Genomic DNA, 25,211 nt, shown 5'->3' with positions numbered 1-25,211 from the left:
CGAGATCGACCCTCCTGCGGCACGATCTCGCTCCGAAGTGACGATCTCGCCCTGCCGGCGCCTGCCTGGTCCAGCAGGCAGGCGCCGACCGACCACTACTTCTGCGCGGGTGTCGCCAGGCCGCTCGCGATGAGGTCCATGACCGAGGAGTCCGCGAGGGTCGTCGCGTCACCGACGGTGCGGTGCTCGGCGACGTCGCGGAGGAGGCGGCGCATGATCTTGCCGGACCGGGTCTTGGGGAGCTCGGGGACGACGAGGATCGTGCGGGGCTTGGCGATCGGTCCGATCTGCTTCGCGACGTGCGCCCGCAGCAGCTCTTGCACGTCGGCCTGCACGGCGTCCGCGGCGAACTCCGAGCGCAAGATCACGAAGGCCACGACAGCCTGCCCGGTCGTCTCGTCAGAGGCGCCGACCACGGCCGCCTCGGCGACGATCTCGTGGGCTACCAGCGACGACTCGATCTCCGTGGTCGAGAGCCTGTGCCCCGACACGTTCATCACGTCGTCCACGCGGCCCAGCAGCCAGATGTCGCCGTCGTCGTCCTTCTTGGCGCCGTCGCCGGCGAAGTAGACGTTCTTGAACCTCGACCAGTACGTGTCCTTGAAGCGCTCGAGGTCGCCCCAGATCCCGCGGAGCATGGCGGGCCAGGGTTCGGTCACCACGAGGTACCCGCCCTCGCCGTGCCCCACGGGCTGACCCGCGTCGTCGACCACGTCGGCGGCGATGCCTGGCAGCGGGCGCTGCGCCGATCCTGGCTTGGCCTCGGTCACACCAGGCAGCGGGGAGATCATGATGGCGCCGGTCTCGGTCTGCCACCACGTGTCGACGATCGGCGTGACGCCCGACCCGATCACCCGGCGGTACCACTTCCACGCCTCGGGGTTGATGGACTCGCCGACCGAGCCGAGCAGCCGCAGCGAGGACAGGTCGAAGCGTCCGGGGATCTCCTCGCCCCACTTCATGCAGGTGCGGATGGCCGTGGGTGCCGTGTAGAGGATCGAGACCTTGTACTTCTCGACGAGCTCCCACCAGCGTCCCTGGTGCGGGGTGTCGGGGGTGCCCTCGTAGATCACCTGCGTGGCACCGTTGAGCAGCGGCCCGTAGACCACGTAGGTGTGCCCGGTGACCCAGCCGACGTCGGCCGTGCACCAGTAGACGTCGGTCTCGGGCTTGAGGTCGAAGACGTTGTGGTGCGTGTACGCGGCCTGGGTGAGGTACCCGCCTGTCGTGTGCAAGATCCCCTTGGGCTTCCCGGTCGTCCCGGAGGTGTAGAGGATGAAGAGCGGGTGCTCGGCCTCGACCCACACGGGTTCGTGCTGGACGTCTGCGGCCTCGACGGCCTCGTGCCACCAGACGTCGCGTCCGGCGGTCCACGCGACGTCCTGGCCGGTCCGGCGCACGACGAGGACGTGCTGGACCGGAGACTCCGGACCGCCCTCGAGGGTCTCGAGGGCTGCGTCGACAGCGGGCTTGAGCGCTGCGGCGCTGCCCCGGCGGTAGCCGCCGTCGGCGGTGATGACGACCTTGGCCTCGGCGTCGGCGATCCTGCTGCGCAGCGCGTCGGCGGAGAACCCGCCGAAGACGACGGAGTGCGGAGCGCCGACGCGGGCGCAGGCGAGCATCGCGACGACGGCCTCGACGATCATCGGCAGGTAGATGACCACCCGGTCCCCGGCCTCGACCCCGAGGGACGAGAGCACGTTGGCCGCCCGGGACACCTCGCGCTGGAGCTCGGCGTAGGTGACGGTCCGGGTGTCGCCGGGCTCGCCCTCGAAGTGCAGCGCGACCCTGTCGCCGTTCCCGGCGACCACGTGCCTGTCGACGGCGTTGTACGCCGCGTTGAGGGTGCCGTCGGCGAACCAGCGGGCGACGGGCGCCCCGGACCAGTCGAGGGTCTCGGTGAAGGGGGTCTTCCAGGTGACGTGCTTCCGAGCCTGCTCGGCCCAGAAGGCCGTCGGGTCGGCGGCGGCCTGGTCGTAGAGGTCGGCCTGAGCGTTGGCCTGGGCGGCGAAGGCCGCGCTCGGCGGGAACGTGGGGTTCTCGTCCGCGGCCTCGTGGGCCTCAGGGGCTTCTCGGCCTTCGGGCGCTGTGGACGGGGTGTCCTGGGGCACGGCATTCCTCCGGTGTGCATCGACGCTGGTGCAAGGGACCTTCGTCCCAGGTCGAGCATAGTGTGTCGCAGCACACACCGGGCCCCGAGGTGTGGCGATGCTCAGCGTGCGACGTCTCCCGACAGCACCGCCGTGCTCCCGCCCAGACGCGAGACCAGCTCGGTGCGCGACCTCACGTCGACCTTGCGGAACACCCGGGTCAGGGTCGCCTCGACGGTCCGGACCGAGAGGTACACGCTCGCGCTGATCTCCTTGTTGCGCATGCCGCGCGCCACGAGCAGCGCGATCTGCAGCTCTCGCTCGGAGAGCGCCGACCGGACCTCGGCGGGCACCGTCGAGCTGTCGGGCCGCCCTCCGACCGCGATCTCCGCGGGACCGAGGCTCGCGGGCTGCTCGACCGACGGCGCGGCGAAGACCTGGCGCAGGTGGTCACGGACAGGACGGAGCAGCCGCGGGTCGGCGAGCCACCGCCGGACGGCGTCGGTCTCGGGCACCGGGGAGTGGCCCGGCGTCGCGAGCACGGCGTCGACGAGCTCCTGGGCTGCGACGGACATCCAGCTGCACCTGTCCTCACGCTGCGAGCAGGTCCTCGAGAGAGCCCTGGCGTCGTCGAGCCTGCCCTCGGCGACGTAGGCGCGCGCGAGGGCCGTCGGCAGGACGACGGTGATCATCGTGTCGGCGAGCGCCGTGCGCTCGTCGTCGTCGAGGAACAGCGCCGACCGGGCGTGCTCGAGGAGCACGACAGCACGGTCGCCCTGGCCCGATGCCAGGCAGTACACGCCCTGGGTGACCTCGGCGCGGACGTCCAGCAGGGTCGGCCCGAGGGCGATCGCGCGACCTCCCCGCGAGGCTCGTAGGAAGGTCGGGGGGACTGCGGGGCCCGGGGCCTCGAAAGAGCTCCCGATGCCGACGGTGACCCGCAGCGAGGTGGCGCAGGAGCTGAGGTCCGAGATCTCCGACATCTTCTCGAGGTGGTGCACGGCGAGCACGTAGCTGCCGCGCGCGAACTCGACCATCGCGTGGTTGAGGTCGTAGAGCAGCCTGTCGTACCTGGAGCGCGGCGTGCCCGAGAGCGTCGCGAGCTCGGCGCGTGCCTCGGCGATCTTGCCTGCGTGGCGCAGGGCGTAGAGGTGCATCCCCGCACACTCCCAGGGAGTCCGTCCTGCTCCGGGTGCGCCCTGCACCTCACCCCGAGCACGAGCCTGAGACCACCTCTCTAGGGCCGCGTCGGGGTCGGTCTCGCCCGACGACGCGGTGCGGGCCAGCGCGTAGTCGAGCTCGGCGCGGAGCGCGTCGGACAGCTCGTCGCGGAGCGGTGCGACCCGCTCTGCGACGGTCTGCGCGGCTGTGGGCCGCCCGACCGCCAGCAGCATGAGCGCGGTCTCGACGGCGAAGGCCTGCGCCGCGGACCGTTCGGAGGGGTGGGCCTGGTCGAGGGCGTCGAGCGCGATGCTCGCCGAGACCGTCTCGTCGGCGAGCAGGCGGACGTTCTGGACCACGCGGGCCAGCGCGACCCGTCCTCGACCACCCGAGAACCCGTCGAGCGCGGTCTGGGCGACCGCCAGGGCGTCGGCCAGCAGGCCGTCGTGCAGGGCGACCTGCGCCTCGGCAGCGCTCAGGAGGCCGCGCACCTCGGGCGTGCTGTGCGGCCAGGCGGCGGCGAGCAGCCTGCGCGCCCGGTCTCCGGCGTCGCGGCTGCTGCTCGTCTGGACGACCCGCACGGCGTGTGCCGCGAGGCTCAGCACGAGCCCCGCAGACTCGCCGGGCGCGTCGGAGGTCGCCACGGCCGTGCTGAACGCCTCCTGGACAGGGTCGAGGTCGTCGGCGCACGCAGCGAGGAGCGCCCGGGCCGCGCGGCGCCTGATGGTGCTGGTGGTGGTGGCGCGCAGGTGCCGCTCGAGCAGCCCGCTCACAGGCCGGACGTACCCGGCGCGCGAGACGACGGCGCCGTCGTCGACGAGGTCTTCGAGGCAGGAGCCGAGGGAGTCGAGCATCCTCGACACGAGGCCGGCCGAGCGGGTGCCCGAGGTGACCACCAGGTGCAGCGCCTCGAGGGTCGGTGGTGGGAGCTCGGCCACGAGGTCGGCCACCGCGGCACGTGCTGCGTCGGCGAGCCGCTCGGTCGTCGGGACGAGGCTCGTGCCGAGCAGCTGGGTCTCCGTGAGCTGCTCGACGAGCTCTTGGACGACCGCGGGGCGTCCGTCGGTGAGGTCGCGGACGCGCTGCGCGACAGTCGCCGGCGGGGTGAGGGACCGCAGCGAGCGGGCGGTCTCGACCACGTCCTCGACGGTCAGGGGCTTGAGCTCGAGCCTGCGGAAGTCGTGCAGCTCGGGGACGTCCTTCTCGCGGGTCGCCGAGCAGACCACTCCTCCGCCGGCGGTCGAGTACGCGGCGGCGAGGGCGAACAGAGCCCGGCTCGCGGCGTCGACGTGGTCGACGTCGTCGACGAGGAGGTAGATGCGGCCACGTCCGGCGGCGAGCCTCATCGACTGCACGAAGGCGTCGAGCATCCGCGAGTCGAGCGCGTCCGCACGGGACGGCGGTGCGACGTGAGCGTCGGCGAGCGCCTGCCGGACCGAGCCCACGTCGTCGGGGCGTGCGACGACAGGGATGCCGAGCGCGCTGCTCACCTGCGCCTCGGCGATCACGGCTGCCCCGTACGGGACAGTCGGCACGTTGCGCAGCCCGCGCACGCGTATGACGACGCCGTCGAGAGCGGCCTCGAGGTCGTCGAGCAGCGTCGACTTCCCCATCCCCCGCGGCCCGACGACGAGCAGGCCGGGGTGCGACCCGGGCCCTGCGACGGCGTCGAGCGCAGCGTCCAGCTGCCTCGACGTGCTCTCTCGGCCTCCGTCGGCCGTGGTCGTGTCTCTGGCCATGGTCATCGAACCCCCCTTCGACGACGTGGGCACGGAGCGAGTCGACCCGCGGATGGAAAGCGTTCTCCCAAACGATGCTGCGGGTGCCGTGCCTACGTCGACCCATAGTGCGGGACCGGGGGAGGTCTCCGCAAAGGAACCCGCAGATCGTGCGGGTTCCCGCAGAGGTGCACGGGGGTAGCCGCCGAGACCCCTCACCCAGCCCGCAACCCGCCGGTGCGGCGGCTGACGATGGGTCGGCGACACGACTCGGGTGGGACCTGGGTCCTTGCGGACGGGACGGCCACCAGGGGAAGCACCAGGTCAACCGCCCGCCGGTCCTGCCGGACGTGCCGCCTGGCATCACTCCAACGAGGGGGCACGGACACATGCACACCACCACTGGGCGCCGCCACAGGGCGGCCACGGCCGGCCGGCGGGCAGCAGCCATGATCGCCACCGTCGGTCTCGTGCTCATCGGAGCCGTCGCCACACCCGCAGCCGCTGTCGAGTCCGACAGCGCCGAGGCCGAGGGCCGCGTCGTCAGCGGCGGCGGCACCGTGAACCTCGACGGGATCGCCAGCCTCGCACCGGCCTACAGCGCCGACCCGAGCGCTCCCGGGATCGTCGCCAGCCCCCTCCAGGCCTCGGTGCTGAGCACCCTCGGCATCGACCTCGGCGGCGGTGTCCAGCTGTTCGGGCCGAACGGCGTGATCGGCGTCGGAGCCCTCGAGCAGTACGCGTCGACCAGCGAGGAGGACGCCTACGCGGCCTCCGGCGCGGTCACGCAGGACGGGTCGATCGCCGTCGGCGGGACCGGCCCGCAGGACAACGCCTTCGTCGACGTGTCGGCGCTGCTCAGCTCCGCCGCCCTCAGCGGCATCACGACGGGTCTGATCTCCCAGCTCAGGGTCGAGCTCGGGGCGCTGTCCGCGACAGCCGGCTCTGTCGGTGACGACCTCGCGACGAGCGACTACCAGATCGCCGACGGGACCCTCGTCTTCACGAGCCCTGTCGTCCAGAACCTCACGACGAACCTCAACGGGGCCCTCACCACCCTGACGACCACCGCGAACGGGATCACCGGTCCGACGGGCATCCTCGGCCAGGCGCTCCCCGGCATCGCGACCAGCGTGGTCGGACCGCTCACGACCGCACTGCGCACCGTGACCGCCGGCCTCGTCACGGTGAGCAACGTCGCCGTGACCGCCGGCTTGACCGTCAACCTCAACACGGCTCTCTCCGCGATCACAGCAGCGCCGATCACGAGCACCGACAGCGCGGTGACCATCAACTTCGCGACAGGTGAGGTGACGGTCGACCTCGCCAGGCTCATCGCCAACTCCCAGGGCGGGCCGTACGACGGCACGCTCAACAACCTCGCGCCGAACACCGAGCTGCTCGACCCGTCGCTCATCCAGGCCGGGCTCGACGGGGCCGTCGCGACGATCTTCGACCAGGTCCCCGCGCTGCTCGTGAACTCGGCGAACAACACCCTGCGCAGCTCGACGATGACCGTGCGCCTCACGGCGAACGCGACTGTCGGCACCCCGCCGCTCGCCGTCCCGCTCGTGGCCGTCAACGTGCTGGCGACCGGGACCGTCGCGAGCTTCCTCGGCACGCCCGGCGCTCCGGCCCCCGTCCTCGACACCTCGCAGACGACCGCCCTCGGCGTGATCCCGCTCGGCACGCTGCTCACCCCGATCACGAGCACTGTGGTGGGCACGCTCCTTCCCGCGATCGTCACGCCGCTCTCGAACGCGATCACCGGCGTCGGGATCACCGACGCCGCCTTCCGCCCGCTCGTGGTCGCCGCCGGCACGGCCCTCCAGCCGATCACCGGGGTGATCAACCAGATCCTCTCGATCACCGCGAACGTCCAGGAGGCCGGGAGCTTCACCACCCCGGCCGGCTACGACGAGGGCGCGTTCACGCAGCGTGCCGTGAGCATCGACCTGCTGCCCCTCCTCGGGACACCGCTCGCCGAGGTGAACCTCGCGTCGGCGACGGTGAGGTCCGCCGTGATCCCGGCCGTCGAGGTGGCGATCACCGCCCCGCTCGACGGCAGCGTGCTCACGGTGCCCGACTCGGGCGCGACCCTGCCGCTGGCTGTCACCGGCACCGGCGAGATCGGTGCCGACGTCTCTGTCGCGGCACCGGGCCTGCCGACCCAGACGACTGTCGTCGGTCCCGACGGCACGTGGACCGTGACCTTCCCGGCGGCGGGTGTGGGCACCTACGCGGTGACCGCGACCCAGACCGCTGGCGCGGAGGTCAGCACGGCGAGCGTCGGCGTCACGGTCGAGGTCGGCGAGATCGACGACGTGGTCATCACCGCCCCCGCCGACGGCACAGTGCTCACGGTCCCCGTCGACGGGACCACCGACGTGGTCGTCTCCGGCACGGGCCAGATCGGCGCCGACGTCGTCGTGTCGCTCCCCGGCCAGCCCGACCAGACCGTGGTCGTCGGCCCTGACGGCACGTGGACCGCGACCTTCGCCGGGATCGACGAGGGCAGCTACGCGGTGACCGCGACCCAGGCCGTCGGCGACCAGACGAGCAGCTCCTCCGTGACCGTCGTGGTCGACGAGGTCTTGCCCGTCGCGATCACGCTCCCGACCGACGGCACAGTGCTCACGGTCCCCGCGACGGCACCCGAGACCGACGTGACCGTCACCGGCACCGGCGACCCCGGCGCCGACGTGGTCGTCACGCTGTCCGGGCTCCCGGAGCAGACCGTGACGGTCGCCCCGGACAGGACCTGGACCGCGACCTTCCCAGGCGTCGGCGTCGGGACCTACACCGTGACTGCCGCGCAGACCGTCGGTGACCAGGCCACCACCGCGAGCGTCGGCCTGACCGTCGAGGTCGGCGAGATCGCCGACGTCACGATCACCCTGCCGGCCGACGGTGCCACCCTCACGGTGCCCGACGGTGCGAGCACGCTCGACGTCGCCGTGACCGGGACCGGCCAGATCGGCGCAGAGGTCGTCGTGTCGGCACCCGGCCTGGCAGACCAGACAGCGACGGTCGGACCCGACGGCACGTGGACGGTGACCTTCCCCGCTGTCGGCACCGGTACGTACACCGCGACCGCGAGCCAGACCGTCGGTGCCGAGACGACGACCGCGACGGTCGGCTTCACGGTCGAGGTCGGCGAGATCGACGACGTCGCCATCACCTCCCCGACAGACGACCAGGTCTTCACGGTCGCCGTCGGGGACGAGACCGACGTGGTCGTCACAGGCACCGGTCAGATCGGCGCCGAGGTCGTCGTCGCGGTCACCGGCCAAGACGACCAGACCGTGACCGTCGGACCTGACGGGACCTGGACCGCGACGTACAGGGACCTCCCGGCAGGGGAGTACACGGTTACCGCCACCCAGACCGTGGGCACCGAGCAGTCGACCGCGACGGTGGCCCTCGAGGTCGCCGAGATCGACGCCGTCGCCATCACCGCACCGGGCGACGGAGACGTGATCACCGTCGTGACCGGCGAGACCACCGACCTGGTGGTCTCGGGAACAGGGTTCGTCGGCGCCGACGTGCTCGTGAGCATCCCCGGTCAGCCGGAGCAGCCCACGACAGTCGGCCCTGACGGGACGTGGACCGCGACCTTCCCGGGTCTCGGTGCCGGCTCCTACGCCGTCACCGCGGACCAGACGGTCGGAGACCAGAGCAGCTCGAGCTCCGTGACCGTCGAGGTCGCCGAGGCCGACGCTGTCACCATCACCGCACCGGCCGACGGCACAGTCGTGACGGTCCCCGGAGGCGGGACGACCGACCTGGTCGTGACAGGGACTGCGGACTCGGCCACCGACGTGATCGTCTCGATCCCGGGCGAGACCGACCAGACAGCAGTCGTCGCACCTGACGGCTCGTGGACCGTGACCTTCCCGGGCCTCGGCGAGGGGAACTACGCGGTGACCGCGACCCAGACCGTCGGCACCCTGACGACCGACGCGATCGTCGGCGTCGTCGTCGACGACGTCGCGGGGGTGACCGTCACCGCGCCCGCCGCGGGCGACGTGATCACCGTCCCGGTCGGCGGGACCGCAGACCTCGACGTCGTCGGGACCGGCGACCCTGGCGCCGAGGTCCTCGTGACGGTGACAGGTCAGCCTGACCAGACTGTCGTCGTCGAGCCCGACGGGTCGTGGACCGCGACCTTCCCGGGTCTCGGGGCCGGCTCCTACGAGGTCGTCGCCACCCAGACCGTCGGCGACCAGACCACCAGCGTGACCGTCCCCGTCGAGGTCTTCGAGGTGGCCCCGCTAGCCATCACGTCACCTGTCGACGGCGACAGCCTCTACGTGGCGACAGGCTCCGAGGCCGACCTCGTCGTCACCGGGACAGGCTCGATCGGCGCCGACGTCCTCGTGTCGGTCCCCGGCGAGACCGACCAGGAGACGACCGTCGGCGACGACGGCACCTGGACGGTGACCTTCCCGGGTCTGCCCGCCGGTACCTACACGGCCACCGCGACGCAGCTCGTCGGTGACCAGCTGAGCAGCGAGGACGTGACCGTCGAGGTCGTCGACGTCGACCAGGTCGCGATCACCGCACCGGCCGACGGAGACGTGATCTCCGTCGAGGCCGGTGGGACGACCGACCTGGTCGTCGAGGGCACCGGTGACGTGGGCGCGGAGGTCGTGGTCTCCGTGACCACCCAGCCGGACCAGACGGTGACCGTCGGTCCCGACGGCACGTGGACGGCCACCTTCCCGGGCCTCGGCGAGGGTGCGGCACCCTACGTGGTGACCGCCACCCAGACCGTCGGGACCGATGTCACGACCAGCACGGTCGACGTCACTGTCGACGGTGTCTACCCCGTGGCGATCACCGCCCCGGCGGACGGTGCGGTCTACTCCGTCCCCGTCGGCGGCTCGACGGCACTGACCGTCACCGGAACCGGTGACGTCGGAGCAGACGTCCTCGTCTCGCTCGCGGGCCAGCCCGACCAGACCGCTGTGGTCGGCGCGGGCGGCACGTGGACGGTCACCTTCACAGGTCTCCCGGTCGGCGAGCACGACGTGGTCGCCAGCCAGCTCGTCGGAGGCGTGACCAGCACCGCCGAGATCTCGGTCTCCGTGGTGGTCGGCACGATCACCTCGGTCCAGATCCTCACGCCCGCCTCGGGCGACGTCATCACGGTCCCGCTCGGAGGCTCGACCGACCTCGTGGTCTCCGGGACCGCGCAGATCGGCGGCGAGGTCGTCGTGACCATCCCCGGAGAGGAGCCGCAGACGGCGACCGTCGGGGACGACGGCACCTGGACCGTGACCTTCCCAGGTCTCGGCGAGGGAGTGCACCCGATCACCGCGACCCAGACGGCCGCTGGACAGGTCAACCAGGCGGCCATCACGGTCGAGGTCGACGGCATCGTGCCCGTCACGGTCGTCGAGCCGGCTGACGGCGACGTCGTCACCGTCCCGGTCGGCGGGACCACCGACCTGGTGGTCACCGGTGCCGGGGACCCCGGCGCCCAGGTGCTCGTGACCGTCATCGGCCAGGTCGACCAGACCGTGGTCGTGGCCCCGGACGGCACGTGGACCGCGACCTTCTCGGGCCTCGGCGCAGGCGCGTACGACGTGACTGTCGCCCAGACCGTGGGTGACCAGTCGACGACCGAGACCGTCTCGGTCGAGATCGACGAGGTCGTCGCGGCCACGATCACCGCCCCTGACGACGGAGACGTCGTCACCGTGCCGGTCGGCGGCACGACAGACCTGGAGACCGCGGGCACAGGCGACCCGGGTGCTGAGGTCGAGGTCTCGGTGACAGGCCAGACCCCGCAGACCGTGACGGTCCAGCCTGACGGCGCGTGGACCGCGGTCTTCCCGGGCCTGGGCGAGGGCACGTACGACGTGACAGCGACCCAGACCGTGGGTGACCAGACGACGACGGAGACCGTCACCGTCGAGGTGGACGGGGTCGTCGCGGCGACGATCACCGCCCCGACCGACGGAGACGTCATCACCGTCCTCGAGGGCGGGACGACCGACCTGGTCGTCACCGGCACCGGAGACCCGGGTGCCGAGGTCGTGGTCACGGTCGAGGGCCAGGCGCCCCAGACCGTGGTCGTGGCCCCGGACGGCACGTGGACGGCCGTCTTCCCGGAGCTCCCGGCCGACAGCTACGAGATCACCGTGACGCAGACCGTGGGTGACCAGACCACGACCGAGACCATCACGGTCGAGGTCGACGGTGTGGTCCCGGCGACCATCACCGCCCCGGCCGACGGTGGCACGCTCCAGGTCCCGGTGGGAGGGACGACCGACCTGGTCGCCTCTGGCACGGGTGACCCGGGTGCCGACGTGGTCGTCTCCGTGACGGGCCAGCCCGACCAGACCGTGGTCGTCGCACCCGACGGGACGTGGACGGCCACCTTCCCAGGCCTCGGCGAGGGTGGGTACGACGTCACCGCCACGCAGACTGTCGGCGACCAGACGACGACCGAGACCGTCACGGTCACGGTCGACGGGGTCGACGCCGTGAGCATCACGGCCCCGCTCGACGGAGGCGTGCTCTACGTCGCCGACGGCGGCACGACCGACCTGGTCGTCGCGGGGACAGGTGACGCCGGTGCCGAGGTCGTGGTCTTGGTGACAGGCCAGCCTGACCAGACCGTCACCGTCGAGACCGACGGCACGTGGACGGCCACGTTCCCGGGCCTCGGAGCAGGCGAGTACACGGTCACGGCGGACCAGACCGTGGGGACCGTCGTCTCGACGACCGACGTCTCGGTCGCCGTCCAGGTCGCCGCCCCCGTGGCGATCACCTCTCCGCTCGACGACGCGGTCTTCTCCGTCCCGACGGGCGGGTCGACCGACCTCGTGGTCACAGGGTCCGGCGCCGCCGGAGCCAGCATCGTCGCCTCGATCTCCGGGCAGCCGGACCAGACGACGACGGTCAGCCCCGAGGGCACGTGGACGGTGACCTTCCCAGGTCTCGGGGTCGGCTCCTACGACGTGACGGTCGGCCAGCTCGCCGGGTCCGTGCCCAGCACGGACGAGGTCTCCGTCTCGGTCGAGGTCGGAAGCATCGCGCAGGTCGTGATCCTCGCGCCCCTCTCGGGCGACGTGGTCACGGTCCCGGTCGGAGGGACCACGGACCTCGTGGTCTCGGGCACCGGGGAGATCGGCGGCGAGGTCGTCGTCACCGTCCCCGGCGAGACGCCGCAGACCGCGACGGTCGGGCCTGACGGCTCCTGGACCGTCACCTTCCCCGGGCTCGGGGAGGGTGAGCACGTCGTGACAGCCACCCAGACGGCCGACGGCCAGACCAACCAGGCTGCCGTCACCGTCGAGGTCGACGCGGTCGTCCCCGTCGACATCACCGGACCTGGCGACGACACCATCATCACGGTGCTCCCGGGTACCGCGGCAGATCTCGTCCTGACCGGGTCCGGCGACGTCGGCGCCCAGGTGCTCGTGAGCGTCGAGGGTGAGGACGACCAGACGGTGGTCGTCGGGCCTGACGGCACGTGGACCGCCACGTTCCCCGGGCTCGGTGCGGGGAGCTACGACATCACCGCCAGCCAGACCGTCGGTGACCAGACGAGCACGGACAGCATCACGGTCGAGGTCCAGGTGGATATCGACGCGGCCGAGGTCGACCCTGTGACGATCACCCTGCCGGCCGACGGTGACGTGCTCACAGTCCCGGACGACGCGAGCCTGCTCGACGTCACTGTGGTCGGCTCGGGCGAGGCCGGCGCCGAGGTGGTCGTGACCATCCCCGGTCAGGAGCCGCAGACCGCGACCGTCGAGACAGACGGCACGTGGACCGTGACCTTCCCGGAGCTGGGTGTCGGCAGCTACCAGGTGACCGCGACCCAGACCATCGAGGTGTCCTTCACGACCGACACCGTGGGTGTGACGATCGCGGTCGGGGAGATCGTCCCCGTCGTCATCACCTCACCCCAGGACGGCAGCTCGATCTGGGTGATGCCCGGCGCGACGAGCGAGCTCGTGGTCGAGGGTGAGGGTCAGATCGGTGCTGACGTGGTGGTCTCCGTGACAGGTCAGGACGACCAGCCCACGACTGTCGGCCCCGACGGGACCTGGACGGTGACCTTCGAGGCGCTGGCAGTCGGCGCCTACGAGGTCGAGGCGGTCCAGACCATCGGAGACGTCGAGTCCTCCGACGCTGTCGGGGTGACCGTCGAGGCCATGGAGGTCGCTGACGTCGTCATCACCTCGCCGCTCGACGGTGACGTGATCACCGTACCGGCAGGCGAGGCGACCGACGTGGTCGTCACGGGTGCCGGTCAGCCTGACGCCGAGGTCGTGGTGTCGGTCCCGGGCTGGGACGACCAGACGGTGACGGTCTCACCCGAGGGCACGTGGGAGACCACGCTGCCCGAGGTCGGGGTCGGTGCCTACCCGGTGACCGCGACCCAGACCGTCGGGGACCAGACGAGCACCGACACCACGGCCTTCGTGGTCGAGGCCCAGGAGGTCCCGGCCGGACGCCCCTTCGCGGTCGTCAAGTACTCGCTGCTGGTCCGGGGCGCGGGCATGACCCAGGAGGTCTACGGCAGCGGGTTCGTCCCGGGTGAGACCGTCTCGGGTGTGGTCCGGTCGACGCCGCTGCCGCTCGAGCCCGTCGTGGCCGACGCCGAGGGGAACGTCACGCTGACCTTCCCGGTCGACGAGGCCTTCGACCTCGGGGCGCACGCGGTCTACCTGACCGGCAGCGTCTCGGGTGAGCTTGGCGCCGACCAGCTCGCGACGGGCTTCGTGGTGATGGACATGGCCGACGGCTTCCTCGTGACGCCCGGTGGCTCTGTCATCCGCTGGCCCGGCGCCTCGGCGCCTGCCCTGACAGGGGCTGGGTCTTCGGGTGGTCTGGCCCGCACGGGTGCGGACGACCTCGGGGCCGGTCTGCTGGCCGGTGCGCTGCTGCTCCTCACCGGAGCGGGTCTGCTCGCAGTCCGCCGTCGGACCGGGGAGGGGTGACGGGACGGGCTGCTGCCGTGACGGCGGGTCCGCCCCCTCGGGTCCGCCGCCACCTGCTCGCGACGCTCGGCGTCCGGTGATGCCCCGGCCGACGAGCGCGTGAGACGACGGATGCTCCGTACCGAGAGGTGCGGAGCATCCGCCGTCTGGGGTCCCGGTGAGGAGCGGGACCGGCGACGAGCAGGCCCGGTGACGAGCAGGCCGAGCGACGAGCAGACCCAGCGAGCAGGTAAGGCGGGCCGCAGGCTTCGAGAGCGAGAGCCTCAGCGAGCGGCTGGCGTGTCGAGCGGGACGGGGAGCGCTGGGCGCAGCGGACCGGCGACCAGCGCGTAGCCGAGCCCGACCACGACGGCGCCCCCCACGAGGTTGCCGATCCCGACCACGGTCATGTTGCGGGCGAAGTGCCCCCAGGTGGCCTCGGGGTCACCGCTCATGAGGCCGAGGCCGTAGGTGGTCATGTTGGCGACCACGTGCTCGAAGCCCGAGGTGATGAAGGCCAGCAGGCACCAGAAGATGACGAAGAGCTTGGCGCCCTCGGACGTGAGGCGGGCGCAGGACCAGATGGCCAGACACACGAGGATGTTGCAGAGCACGGCGCGGAAGAACAGCTGCGTGCTGGACTCGTGCGCCTTCGCCGCGAGCATGGACGAGATCATCTTCCCGCCGGGGGTCTCGGGCGCCAGGACCCCGGAGAAGTGCACGAGGGCGGCGAAGGCGAAGGCTCCGAGCATGTTGCCGAAGAAGCTGAAGGCGAGCGTCCCGGCGCCCTGGCCCCACCGGACGGACCGGCCGATCGCGCCCTGGGTGAGCGTCATCATGTTCGAGGTAGAGAGCTCGCCGCCCGCGATGACCACGAGGGTGAGCGCGATGCCGAACACGAGGCCCGACACCAGCTTGGCGGCTGGGGAGTCCTGGGCCAGGAAGGGTCCGGCCGCAGAGACCATGAGCACGACGGCGACGCCGACGTAGGCTCCGGCCATCATCGCCTGGACGGTGTAGGCGAGGGGGCGGCGGGTGGCCGCGACCTTGGTGAGCGCCGCAGCGCGCTGGTACTCGAGGGTCTCCGGGATGGTCAGCACGTGATCAAGGATCCTCCCGGCGGTGTCCCCCTTCATGGGACCATCGGCCTCCCTTCGGCTGTCAACCCCTTGGGCTCGCCGGGGAGGGGGACGGGCGGCTGCCGTGGCACCCCCGTCGCGACCAGGTCGCAGGTGGAGGAATGCTCGGACCAGCGCGGGCGTTGCGACCAGCATGACCTCACCGCTGCTCTTCGAGCCCCTCACGCTGCGCTCTGTCACCTTCCCCAACCGGGTCTGGCTCGCTCCGATGTGCCAGTACTCGGCCGTCGACGGCCTGCCGGGTGACTGGCACCTCGTCAACCTCGGTGCACGGGCCCAGGGTGGCTTCGGGCTCGTCGTCGCCGAGGCGAGCGCAGTCGTCCCCGAGGGTCGGATCACGCCGCAGGACACCGGGATCTGGTCCCAGGAGCACACGGCCGCGTGGGCGCGCATCGTCGACTTCGTGCACGAGCGCGGGTCGCGTGCGGGCATCCAGCTCGCCCACGCCGGGCGCAAGGCCTCGACCTTCCGACCGTGGAGCGAGCACCGCGGTTCGGTCCCTGCCGCGGACGGTGGTTGGGAGACCGTGGGCCCCTCGGCCGAGGCCTTCCCAGGCTACGAGGCACCGCGCGAGATGACCGCGCAGGAGATCGCGGAGATCCCCGCGGCCTTCGCCGCGGCGGCAGTCCGGGCGGACGAGGCCGGCTTCGACGTGGTCGAGATCCACGCGGCCCACGGATACCTGCTGCACCAGTTCCTCTCGCCCCTGTCCAACCACCGCACCGACGGCTACGGGGGTCCGCTCGAGGACCGCGCACGGCTGCTCGTCGAGGTGACTGACGCGGTCCGCGCGGTGTGGCCAGCCGACAAGCCGCTGTTCGTCAGGGTCTCGGCGACAGACTGGCTGCCCGACGGCCTGTCGGTCGACGACGTCGCGCAGGTGGCCGCTGTGCTCGGCGAGCACGGGGTCGACCTCGTGGACGTCTCGACCGGCGGCAACGCCCCCGCGCAGATCCCCGTCGGTCCCGGGTACCAGGTCCCCGCGGCGCGGGTCGTCCGCGAGGTGTCTGGCGTGGCCGTCAGCGCCGTCGGTCTCATCACCGACCCCGCGCAGGCCGAGCAGGTGCTCGTCGACGGGTCTGCCGACGCCGTGATGCTCGGCCGCGAGGGCCTGCGCGACCCGCACTGGCCGCTGCGCGCCGCCCACGAGCTCGGCGTGCCGACCGACCAGGCCCGCTGGCAGCCCCAGTACGTGCGGGGCGCCTGGGCCTGACGGTCCGGCCGGGTCGGGCCGGGCTGGGCCTGGCCTGGCCCGGCTAGGCGCTCGCGGCCGCTGCTGCTGCGTCGGCCTCGGCCTCCGCGCGGGCCGTCGCCTCGACCGCGGCGGCCACGAGCGTGGTCACCTCGGGGTTGAACACGCTCGGGACGATGTAGGTCGGGTTGAGCTCGTCCTCGTGGATCACGGCGGCGAGAGCCTTGGCCGCCGCCAGCAGCAACGGCTCGGTGACCTTGCTCGACCTGGCGTCGATCAGCCCGCGGAACACGCCTGGGAAGGCGAGCACGTTGTTGATCTGGTTCGCGAAGTCGCTGCGGCCCGTGCCGACGATCGCGGCGTGCTTCGCGGCCTCGTCGGGGTCGACCTCGGGGGAGGGGTTGGCCATCGCGAAGACGATCGAGTCCTCGGCCATCGTCGCGACGTCGTCCCCGGTGATGACGTTCGGCGCAGACACGCCGATGAACACGTCTGCTCCCGCGAGCGCCTCCTTGAGCGTGCCCGTGAAGCCGCGAGGGTTGGTGTTCTCGGCGGTCCAGACGAGCGACTCGGCCAGGTCGGGGCGTCCGGGGTAGATCACGCCGTCGATGTCGGCGACGACGACGTCGCGCGCCCCGGCGGCGAGGAGCAGCTTGAGCACTGCGGTCCCGGCGGCGCCAGCCCCGGAGAGCACGATCTTGACGTCGGGCAGCGACTTGCCCACCACGATCAGGGCGTTGGTGAGGGCGGCGAGGGCGACGATCGCGGTGCCGTGCTGGTCGTCGTGGAACACCGGGATGTCGAGCTCGGCGCGCAGGCGACGCTCGACCTCGAAGCAGCGTGGGGCGGAGATGTCTTCGAGGTTGATCCCGGCGAAGACCGGGGCGATGGCCTTGACCGCGGCGACGATCTCGTCGACGTCTGTCGTGTCGAGGGCGATCGGGAAGGCGTCGATGTCGGCGAAGCGCTTGAAGAGCGCGGCCTTGCCCTCCATGACGGGCAGCGAGGCGAGGGGACCGATGTCTCCGAGCCCGAGGACCGCGGTGCCGTCGGTGACGACGGCGATCGTGTTGCGCTTGATGGTGAGGCGGCGGGCGTCCTCGGGGTTCTTCGCGATCGCCTGGCAGACACGGGCGACGCCGGGGGTGTAGATCATCGAGAGGTCGTCGCGGTTGCGGATCGGCACCTTGGACTCGATGCGCAGCTTGCCGCCGAGGTGCAGCAGGAAGGTGCGGTCGCTGACCGGGCCGACCTTGACGCCCGGGATCGCCCGGAGAGCGTCGACGATCTCGGTCGCGTGCGCGTCGCCGCGCGTGGCGCAGGTGACGTCGACGGAGATGTGGTCGGAGTGCGAGGCGGTCACGTCGAGGCCCGTGACGATGCCGCCGGTGTGCTCGATGGACGTCGTCAGCTCGCTCACTGCGGTCGGTCGGGCGACGACCTCGAGACGGACGGTGATGGACGAGGACACGCTCGGCGCTGAGGTCATCAGGTCAGACTAGTGACGCGAGGGCGAGAACGCGGGCTGAGCGTGGACGTGGGACGGCGGAGTCCAGAGAGCGGATCGTCTGGCGGTGCGCGGCGTGCGGCGTGCGGTGCGCGGTGAGCACGGCTGGACGCACCGACGGCGTCCCTCTCCCGAGGGACGCCGTCGATCAGACGCAGCGGACAGGTATCAGGCGTGCACTCTCCAAGTTGCTGCTCCAGGTCGAGCCTGGTCAGCATGTCCTCACGGGGACCGGTCGCGCGTGGGTCCTGCTCCCTGCGTTCTGTTGTCCTCCCTTTCTACTCCGCTCGGGCGGCGGTGTGAAGGGGGTCTCAGGAAGTACCTCTGGTCGGTCTGAGCCGTTCAGACGGAGCGACGGCGCAGCAGCCGCCACACCACGATCGCTGCACCCGTCCCCACCAGCGCGGCGACCCCTGTGGCGACCGAAGCACGGGGCGAGAGGACCCTGCGCAGCGCCACGGGCCGGTTGAAGGTCAGCACGCCCCAGCCCTGCTCGGCCGCGAGGCGGCGCAGCGTGCGGTCGGGGTTGACGGCGAAGCCGTGGCCGACCGCCGAGAGCATCGGGGCGTCGGTGATCGAGTCCGAGTACGCGTACGAGCCGTCCAGGTCGTAGCCGTGCTCGGCGGCGAGCCTGCGGACAGCCTCGGCCTTGTTCTCCCCGTAGGCGTAGAAGTCGATCTCGCCCGTGTAGCGGCCGTCGACCACCTCCATGCGGGTCGAGACGGCCTGGTCGGCGCCGAGCATCGCGGCGATGGGCTCGACCAGCTCCGCACCCGAGGCTGACACGATCACCACGTCGCGGCCGGCGGCCCGGTGCTCGGCGATGAGCGTCACGGCCTCGGCGTACACGTAGGGGTCGATGAGCTCGTGCAGGGTCTCGGCGACGATGGCCGACACCTGGTCGACGGGCCATCCGGTGACCATCGAGCTGAGGTGGGCGCGCATCCGCTCGGTCTGGTCGGCGTCGGCGCTGCCCACGAGGAACAGGAAGTGCGCGTACGCGGCGCGCAGCACGGCGCCGCGGGACAAGAGCCCACCCGCGAGGAAGGGGCGTGAGAAGGCGGCCGTCGACGAGGTCGCGATGATCGTCTTGTCGAGGTCGAAGAACGCCGCGGTGCGTCGCCCCGCCGCAGCGTCCGGGGCAGGAGATGAGGTCACCGTTCGAGCGTAACCGGTCGGACGGCGGGCTTTCTGGCTGTCCACAGGGTCCCTGACGGGACTCCTCGTCCCGAGGTCGAGTGGTCCGGGGTGCCCCGAGCAGGACGTGACGGACACCGTGGGGCGATGACTTCTGGAACCATCTTCTCCCCAACTCGCGCGGCCTTCGGGTCTTCGCCGCCTCCCGTGGCACCTGCTGGGCCATCGCCGCGTGCCGTCGCGACCCTGGCGCACCCGACAGGGGTCCCCGGCGCGACCCTCGGCGGGACGGACCGGCGTCGAGCCGGCGTTGACGGCCCGGGGGCCGGTGGTCCCTCGACCCGTGCTGTCACGGTCGGTGTGGTCGGGGCCTGCGGCGGCGTGGGTGCGTCGACCCTCGCTGCCGCTGTCGCCGTGACGGGTGCGCACGCCGGGCTGCTCGCCGTGCTCGTCGACGGACGGCACGCGGGTGCCGGGATCGACGTGCTGCTCGGCATCGAGGAAGAACCTGGCCTGCGGTGGGCAGACCTCCAGGACGCGCGCGGCGAGGTCGACCCGGTCAGGCTGCTCGACCTGCTGCCGCGGTGGTCCGGGGTGCACGTCCTGAGCACGGACAGAGCCCGGAGCCTCGCTCAGCCCGACGAGGTCGAAGGTGACGTGCTGCGCGCTGTCGTCTCCGCTGCGGACCTCGTCGTCCTCGACCTCCCTCAGGGGCGGGTCGCAGACCGTGCCCGGTCCTGCGACGTGGGGCTCGTCGTCGCCCTCTGCGAGACGCTGTCGGCCGCCGGGGCCCAGTCAGTCGCGGCCGAGCTCGGCCCCGTCCCGTCCGGGCTGGTCTGCCGGAGGTCCGCCGCGGGACGGCTGCTGCCGCACGACGTCGCCGCGGCGGCCGGGATGGAGCTCTGGGGTGAGCTCGTCACCGACCCTCGGGTCGCGACAGCCGTCGAGGCCGGGGCCGGCCCTCCTGTGAGGACCGGCCGGGACCCCGCAGGACGAGGTCGAGGGTGGGCCGGAGGTCGCCGGGACCGCGGAGGTGGTCGTGGTCGTGCGGACCGGGGTGCTGCCCGGTCCTCGCTCGGGGGCGTCGCCCGAGCCGTCCTCTCGCACGCGCAGGCCGTCGCCGGCTCGGGTCAGGCCAGCCGATGACCCGGGTCGCCTCGCGGCAGATCCGTGCCGGCACCGAGCAGCCGACCCGTGCCGGCACCCAGCAGCCTGGTCCAGGCTCGCCGCGCCTCCGCAGCGACCCGGCGCGGGACGATCTCCTCCACGGCGTGCGCGACAGGCTCGCGCGGGCAGGACCGCACCCGACGCGCGAGCAGGTCGTCGACGCGCTGCACGCGGGCGACGTCCTGCTGGGGAGCGACGCCCTCGACGAGCTCGTCGGCGTCGTGCGGGCCGAGGTCTTCGGCGCCGGTCCGCTGCAGGAGCTCCTCGACGACCCGACGGCCACCGACGTGCTCGTCAACGGCCCGGCCGACGTCTGGGTCGACCGCGGTTCAGGCCTCGTCCGCGTCGGCGTCGACCTCGGGAGCGACCAGGACGTCCGCGACCTCGCCGTCCGCCTCGCCGCTGCTGGTGGGCAACGGCTCGACGACTCCAGCCCGACGGTCGACGCACGCCTTCCCGACGGGACGAGGCTGCACGCCGTCCTCGCCCCGCTGTGCCCGGCCGGAGCGGTGATCTCCCTGCGGACCCTGCGTGCCCAGGCCTTCACCCTCGACGAGCTCGCAGACGCTCAGACGGTCCCGCCCGGGTGGGTGCCGGTCCTCGAGGCGATCGTCGGCGCACGCGCCTCCTACCTCGTGTCGGGCGCGACAGGGTCGGGAAAGACGACGCTGCTCGCCTCCCTGCTCTCCCTGGTCCCCGCCTCGGAGCGCATCATCACCATCGAAGAGGCCCGGGAGCTGGTCCCGGCCCACCCGCACGTCGTGCCGCTCACCGCCCGCCGTCCCAACGTCGAGGGCACCGGAGGGGTCGACCTCGCCGACCTCGTGCGCACGGCGCTGCGCATGCGACCCGACCGCATCGTCCTGGGCGAGTGCCGCGGTGCAGAGGTCCGCGACGTGCTCACCGCGCTGAACACCGGGCACGCCGGTGGTAGCGCCACCATCCACGCCAACACGGCTCGTGACGTCCCCGCCCGGCTCGAGGCGCTCGCGGCCCTCGCCTCGATGCCCGCAGCCGCTCTCGTGGCGCAGGCTGTCAGCGCCTTCGACGCCGTCCTGCACCTGCGTCGCAGGAGCCGTCGCACGGACGCGGGTGCTGATCCTGGAGACTCGCGCCGCTATCTCGAGGAGATCGCCGTGGTCGGCCGTGCACCCGACGGGAGCCTCGAGGTCGCACCGGCCCTGACGTGGGACGGGGAGAGCACCCCTCTGCGGCACCCCGGCTGGGAGGACCTCGCGCACAGGCTCGGGCTCGGATGAGCGCTGCCCTGTGGTTCCCAGGGCTCGCCGACGGCGCGGTCGGGGTCCTGCTCGCTGCCGCGGTCGTGCTCGCGACAGGGTCGGTCCCGGTGCGCGGGCGTGGCTCCCTGCGCCCGACGACGCCCGTGCGCAGAGCCCGGAGGGCACTGGGTCGCACGCTCCGACCCACGGTGGGGAGGCTGCGCGGCGGTCTCTCCCGCCGACGCGGCGAGACGGGCCGCGTCCAGGTCGTCATCACGCAGGTCGCCGGGCTCGTCCGCAGCGGCATGCCGCCCGATCTCGCCTGGGCGAGCGTCGACATCGGGACGACGGCCGACGGGATGCCCCGCGCGGACGACCTCGTCGGCCTGACCCACGACAGCTCCCAGGCCCACGCCGTCGTCGCCGCGTGCAGGCTCGCCCACGAGATCGGGTCTCCCGTCGCCCCCGTGCTCGACTCGATCGTCTCCACCCTCGTCACCGCGGCGGAGTCCGCAGCCGATCGCGAGGCGGCGCTCGCGGCACCTCGGTCTACGGCGCGACTGCTGCTCTGGCTGCCTGTCGTCGGCGCCGGGCTCGCGACCGTGCTCGGCGCCTCTCCGCTCCGGTTGCTCCTCGACGGCGGGCCCGCCGCCCTGGCCCCTGTCGCTGGTGGTCTGATGCTCGTGCTCGGTCAGGCGTGGTCACGCAGGCTCGTCCGTTCAGCGGCCGCGGACGGAGACGACCGATGAACGGACTGCCGATCGTGGGCAGCCTGCTCACAGGTCTGCTCGTCGCTCTGCTCGTCTGGTCGGCGACGACGCCGTGGTGGCTCGACAGGGGGCTGGTCGGGCGTGCGGCGCGGCGCTCGGGGCGTGCCGCCCGTCGGACGGCCGGCACGTCTGGCGGGGTGACCGTCGTCGGTCGGGGAGCCAGGACCGGTCCTCCAGGCGCGAGGGACGCTGACCTCCGCGCAGGCGGGGGCGGCGAACCCTCGGTGGACCTCACGGTGGTCCTCGACCTGCTCGGAGCCGCACTGGGTTCAGGTGCCGGGGTGCCGCGGGCTCTCGAGGCCGTCGGGCGGTCGGTCGGCGGGGTCGACGGTGCCGGGCTGGCACGTGCGGCTGCGGCGCTGCTGCTGGGTGCTGGGTGGTCTCAGGCCTGGGACCGGGTCCCCGGCCGGCTCTGGCCCGTCGCCGAGGCGCTGCGTCCTGCGTGGGTCCACGGCGCACCGCCTGGCGACGCCCTGCGTGTCGCGGGCGAGCAGCTCGTCCACGAGGGGCGCGCGCGGTCGAGGACGGCCGCCGCGCGTCTGGGCGTGCAGCTCGTGCTGCCGCTCGGGCTGTGCCTGCTGCCGGCCTTCGTGCTGCTCGGGCTCGTCCCGGTGATCGTGGCGCTCGGGTCCGGGCTCGGCGCTGGGCTCATGGGCGGTTGAGCGTGGATTGTCCACAGGGTGCGCTGAGTCTGCGTCCATCCACACGTGCCGGATCTAGGCAGTCGCCACCGGGCCCCACCGGCCGACAGTGGACCCGGCACCCCAGCGACACCGAGGTGCTGGACCGCCGGACGGTGGTGGGTGGGCTCTCCGGACCTGCCTCGCTGCCGAGACCGGCCCCTGGGCGCACTCGCGTCCGGGGCACCACGACCAAGGAGCACATCATGACGAGCACCACCTTGACCCTGCCGGCACCCGTGAGCCTCGGACGGTCCGTAGCCCACGGCGAGGTCGGCCGACGCGCTGAGCACGACGACCAGCACGATGAGCACGGCCGACACGATGAGCACGGCCGACACGACGAGCACGGCCGACGTGACGAGCACGCGGCGGCAGGCCTCCGCCACCGTTGGGACACCGTCGTCGAGCAGGGGACAGACGTCGGGATGGCGACGGCCGAGTACGCGATCGCGATGATCGCCGCTGTCGGCTTTGCCGGTCTGCTCGTGACAGTCCTGTCGAGCGGGACGGTCCGAAGTCTGCTCACAGGACTGGTCACCTCCGCCCTGAGCATCGGCTGATGACCGTCGAGCACGCTGCCGGCGGCGTGGAGCACGGACGGGCGCCTCGGCGCTCGGGCCGCGTCAGCCTGCGGCACCTTCGTCAGGACGACCACGGTGCCGTGACGGCGGAGCTCGCGGTCGCGCTCCCGGCAGTCGTGCTCGTCCTCGCGGCACTCCTCGTGGTGGTGGTCGCGGGTGTCTCCCAGGTCCGGGTCGTCGATGCTGCGAGGGCCGGTGCTCGCGCCGCGTCGGCAGGGGAGAGCGACGGCCGGGTCCACGAGATCGTGGCGCAGCTAGCCGGGAGCTCGGCGTCCGCGACCGTGGGCGGTGACGGCTCGTGGGTCACTGTCACCGTGAGAACGTCTGTCACCGGCGGATGGTTCTCCGGGCCCCTGACCGTCTCGGCCACCGCGACCGCCCGCGTCGAGTCGTCGACGGGCGTGCCGTGACGGTGCACGAGGCGGTGCCCGACGCTGGCCCTGCGGTTGTCGCCGGGACGCGCTGGGGGAGGGCGACCCACGGCGTCCGCGACGACCGAGGGGCTGGGACCGTCCTGGTGCTGGCGCTCGTGGCTGTCGTCGTCGTCCTGGTGCTGGGGACGGCAGTGCTCGTGGGTGCTGTCGTCACGCGAGGTTCCGCGCAGTCAGCGGCAGACCTGGCGGCGCTGGCTGCTGCGGCGTCCCTCCAGCGCGGCGCAGCCGACCCCTGCTCGGGAGCGCGCGAGGTGGCGGCGAGCAACGGTGCTCAGGTCGAGGCTTGCCTGTGCGCCCCTGACAGGTCGTGCACGGTGTCCACGACCCTGGCGACCAGGACGGGCGCTGCAGCCAGAGCCACGGCACGGGCTGGGCCCGCCTCGCTGGCAGACCGTGGGTGACCAGGGCGACGCACCAGGTCTTGCGCGATCAACACCTAGACCGTGTCGAAGAGCCGCCATATCCGCGAGTCGAGCACGGGGATCACCTCTGGCGCGCCCCCTGGACCGACGGGAGGCATACAGGCTTTCCGGGGCTCGGGCGCTGCCGGGCACCCAGATGTGGAGCCCCGGAGGCCGAGGATGGCAAGACGAGCCGACGCCAAGACCAGCAGACGAGAGGACCAGGAGAGTGATCGTGGAGTGCCGGTCCGAAGACGCAGACCTGCTGCTCGTCGCGCGCGTCCGTGAGGGCGACGTCGACGCGAGCCTGATCCTGTGGCGCAGGCACTGCGAGACGGCACTGACCTGGGCGGGCAAGCACGTCGCCGACAGAGACGACGCAGCTCTCGTCGTGAGACGGGCCTTCGCCCGAGTCATGAGCGAGATCGCTGCCGACCATGACCCTGTCATGCCCTTCCTCCTCTACCTGTGCGCGACTGTCGAGGACGAGGCTGGTGCGGCGCCGGGTGAGAAGACGAGCGACCTCAGCCTGGTGCGCGCTTTCCGGAAGCTGCGCGGGAGCTATCAGACGGTGCTCTGGTACACCGTCGTGGAGCCCCTGCCCCGGGCGACCCTCGCGGTCGTCCTCGACCGTGAGCAGACGGACCTGCGGGTCCATGCGCGGCAGGCCGTCAGCCGGCTGCGGGCAGAGTGGGTGGCTGAGACCGTCGCCGACAGGTCTGTCCCAGACAGCTGCGCCTGGCTCCTCCTGAGAGTTGACGCCTACCAGGCCGGGATGCTCGGACAGCTGTCCGAGCAGAGGTACGAACGGCACCTGCGCGGCTGCGGCTGGTGCGTGACCATGATCGACGCGCTCGGCAACCTCCTGGACGTGCTGCGGTCGGTCGTCCTGCCACAGGCTGCGGACGGCTCACACGCACTGCTCGACCCCGAGCCTGCTGAGGAACCGACGACGACCATCTGCTGAGGCGAGTCCGAAGGACCGGTCTGGTACGCGGGCTCCGGCTGGTCCCTTGGAGTGGCGCTCGTGCTCCAACCTGCTCTGGTGCTCTGGTGCTCTGGTGCCCAG

At 72.2% G+C, this 25,211-nt stretch carries 15 protein-coding genes; 10 read left to right on the top strand and 5 right to left on the bottom strand.

Annotated elements, in window-relative coordinates; translation table 11 throughout:
* Positions 1-95: 95 nt before the first annotated feature.
* Both acs and HZZ10_RS04115 read right to left on the bottom strand, forming a co-directional pair.
* Positions 96-2,111: an acetate--CoA ligase gene (gene acs / locus HZZ10_RS04120; RefSeq protein ID WP_179912519.1), complete on the bottom strand. Its 2,016-nt coding sequence runs from the start codon at positions 2,109-2,111 to the stop codon at positions 96-98.
* Between the two features lie 101 nt (positions 2,112-2,212).
* Positions 2,213-4,996 carry a helix-turn-helix transcriptional regulator gene (locus HZZ10_RS04115; RefSeq protein WP_179912518.1) on the bottom strand — a complete coding sequence of 928 codons (2,784 nt, stop codon included), beginning with the start codon at positions 4,994-4,996 and terminating at the stop codon, positions 2,213-2,215.
* 362 nt (positions 4,997-5,358) lie between these two features.
* Here HZZ10_RS04115 and HZZ10_RS04110 point away from each other — a divergent pair, with 362 nt between their 5' ends.
* Positions 5,359-13,932, top strand: coding sequence for a choice-of-anchor G family protein (locus HZZ10_RS04110; RefSeq protein ID WP_179912517.1), 8,574 nt, complete (start codon positions 5,359-5,361; stop codon positions 13,930-13,932).
* Between the two features lie 263 nt (positions 13,933-14,195).
* Here HZZ10_RS04110 and HZZ10_RS04105 read toward each other — a convergent pair whose 3' ends face one another.
* On the bottom strand, positions 14,196-15,047 hold the full coding sequence (locus HZZ10_RS04105) for a formate/nitrite transporter family protein (RefSeq protein WP_218928420.1): 852 nt from the start codon (positions 15,045-15,047) through the stop codon (positions 14,196-14,198).
* 136 nt (positions 15,048-15,183) lie between these two features.
* Between HZZ10_RS04105 and HZZ10_RS04100 the strand changes: the two genes are divergently transcribed.
* The gene (locus tag HZZ10_RS04100; protein ID WP_179912516.1) at positions 15,184-16,263 is read left to right on the top strand and encodes an NADH:flavin oxidoreductase/NADH oxidase; all 1,080 of its coding nucleotides are present in this window, start codon (positions 15,184-15,186) and stop codon (positions 16,261-16,263) included.
* Positions 16,264-16,306: 43 nt separating this feature from the next.
* Here HZZ10_RS04100 and HZZ10_RS04095 read toward each other — a convergent pair whose 3' ends face one another.
* Entirely contained in the window at positions 16,307-17,731 is a 1,425-nt protein-coding gene (locus HZZ10_RS04095) for an NAD-dependent malic enzyme (RefSeq protein WP_179912515.1), read from the bottom strand.
* 360 nt (positions 17,732-18,091) lie between these two features.
* Positions 18,092-18,907, bottom strand: coding sequence for an HAD family hydrolase (locus HZZ10_RS04090; RefSeq protein WP_056130486.1), 816 nt, complete (start codon positions 18,905-18,907; stop codon positions 18,092-18,094).
* A gap of 126 nt (positions 18,908-19,033) precedes the next feature.
* Here HZZ10_RS04090 and HZZ10_RS04085 point away from each other — a divergent pair, with 126 nt between their 5' ends.
* From HZZ10_RS04085 to HZZ10_RS04050, 8 genes are all read left to right on the top strand, one after another.
* On the top strand, positions 19,034-20,032 hold the full coding sequence (locus tag HZZ10_RS04085; protein WP_179912514.1) for a CpaE-like family protein: 999 nt from the start codon (positions 19,034-19,036) through the stop codon (positions 20,030-20,032).
* Positions 20,029-21,312 carry a TadA family conjugal transfer-associated ATPase gene (locus HZZ10_RS04080; protein ID WP_179912513.1) on the top strand — a complete coding sequence of 428 codons (1,284 nt, stop codon included), beginning with the start codon at positions 20,029-20,031 and terminating at the stop codon, positions 21,310-21,312. Before HZZ10_RS04085 ends, HZZ10_RS04080 begins: the two co-directional genes overlap by 4 nt.
* Complete coding sequence (locus tag HZZ10_RS04075) at positions 21,309-22,022, top strand: type II secretion system F family protein (protein WP_179912512.1); 714 nt, start codon at positions 21,309-21,311, stop codon at positions 22,020-22,022. Before HZZ10_RS04080 ends, HZZ10_RS04075 begins: the two co-directional genes overlap by 4 nt.
* Positions 22,019-22,705 (top strand): type II secretion system F family protein, encoded by a 687-nt coding sequence (locus HZZ10_RS04070; RefSeq protein ID WP_056127738.1) that lies wholly within the window; start codon positions 22,019-22,021, stop codon positions 22,703-22,705. Before HZZ10_RS04075 ends, HZZ10_RS04070 begins: the two co-directional genes overlap by 4 nt.
* A 224-nt stretch (positions 22,706-22,929) precedes the next feature.
* Complete coding sequence (locus HZZ10_RS04065; protein WP_179912511.1) at positions 22,930-23,286, top strand: DUF4244 domain-containing protein; 357 nt, start codon at positions 22,930-22,932, stop codon at positions 23,284-23,286.
* A complete protein-coding gene (locus tag HZZ10_RS04060; RefSeq protein WP_228087023.1) occupies positions 23,286-23,717 on the top strand; it encodes a TadE family type IV pilus minor pilin in 432 nt (143 codons plus the stop codon). Before HZZ10_RS04065 ends, HZZ10_RS04060 begins: the two co-directional genes overlap by 1 nt.
* Positions 23,714-24,142, top strand: a complete 429-nt coding sequence (locus HZZ10_RS04055; protein ID WP_308507480.1) for an Rv3654c family TadE-like protein — start codon at positions 23,714-23,716, stop codon at positions 24,140-24,142. The genes HZZ10_RS04060 and HZZ10_RS04055 overlap by 4 nt, the downstream gene beginning before the upstream one ends.
* Before the next feature lie 235 nt (positions 24,143-24,377).
* The gene (locus HZZ10_RS04050; RefSeq protein ID WP_179912509.1) at positions 24,378-25,109 is read left to right on the top strand and encodes an RNA polymerase sigma factor; all 732 of its coding nucleotides are present in this window, start codon (positions 24,378-24,380) and stop codon (positions 25,107-25,109) included.
* Positions 25,110-25,211 lie beyond the last annotated feature (102 nt).

Origin of the sequence: Sanguibacter inulinus (assembly GCF_013415325.1) — a bacterium.
GTDB classification, from domain to species: domain Bacteria; phylum Actinomycetota; class Actinomycetes; order Actinomycetales; family Cellulomonadaceae; genus Sanguibacter; species Sanguibacter inulinus.
Note: the sequence above shows the minus strand (reverse complement) of the source record. Positions and strands in the feature narration are given on the sequence as shown.

What these genes read in the sequence shown, in the direction of transcription:
- HZZ10_RS04105 (WP_218928420.1), bottom strand. Translation starts at nt 15,047, where the DNA reads ATGAAGGGGGACACCGCCGGGAGGATCCTTGATCACGTGCTGACCATC.
- HZZ10_RS04100 (WP_179912516.1), top strand. Translation starts at nt 15,184, where the DNA reads ATGACCTCACCGCTGCTCTTCGAGCCCCTCACGCTGCGCTCTGTCACC.
- HZZ10_RS04085 (WP_179912514.1), top strand. Translation starts at nt 19,034, where the DNA reads ATGACTTCTGGAACCATCTTCTCCCCAACTCGCGCGGCCTTCGGGTCT.
- HZZ10_RS04110 (WP_179912517.1), top strand. Translation starts at nt 5,359, where the DNA reads ATGCACACCACCACTGGGCGCCGCCACAGGGCGGCCACGGCCGGCCGG.
- HZZ10_RS04075 (WP_179912512.1), top strand. Translation starts at nt 21,309, where the DNA reads ATGAGCGCTGCCCTGTGGTTCCCAGGGCTCGCCGACGGCGCGGTCGGG.
- HZZ10_RS04080 (WP_179912513.1), top strand. Translation starts at nt 20,029, where the DNA reads ATGACCCGGGTCGCCTCGCGGCAGATCCGTGCCGGCACCGAGCAGCCG.
- HZZ10_RS04095 (WP_179912515.1), bottom strand. Translation starts at nt 17,731, where the DNA reads ATGACCTCAGCGCCGAGCGTGTCCTCGTCCATCACCGTCCGTCTCGAG.
- HZZ10_RS04115 (WP_179912518.1), bottom strand. Translation starts at nt 4,996, where the DNA reads ATGACCATGGCCAGAGACACGACCACGGCCGACGGAGGCCGAGAGAGC.
- HZZ10_RS04070 (WP_056127738.1), top strand. Translation starts at nt 22,019, where the DNA reads ATGAACGGACTGCCGATCGTGGGCAGCCTGCTCACAGGTCTGCTCGTC.
- HZZ10_RS04065 (WP_179912511.1), top strand. Translation starts at nt 22,930, where the DNA reads ATGACGAGCACCACCTTGACCCTGCCGGCACCCGTGAGCCTCGGACGG.
- HZZ10_RS04060 (WP_228087023.1), top strand. Translation starts at nt 23,286, where the DNA reads ATGACCGTCGAGCACGCTGCCGGCGGCGTGGAGCACGGACGGGCGCCT.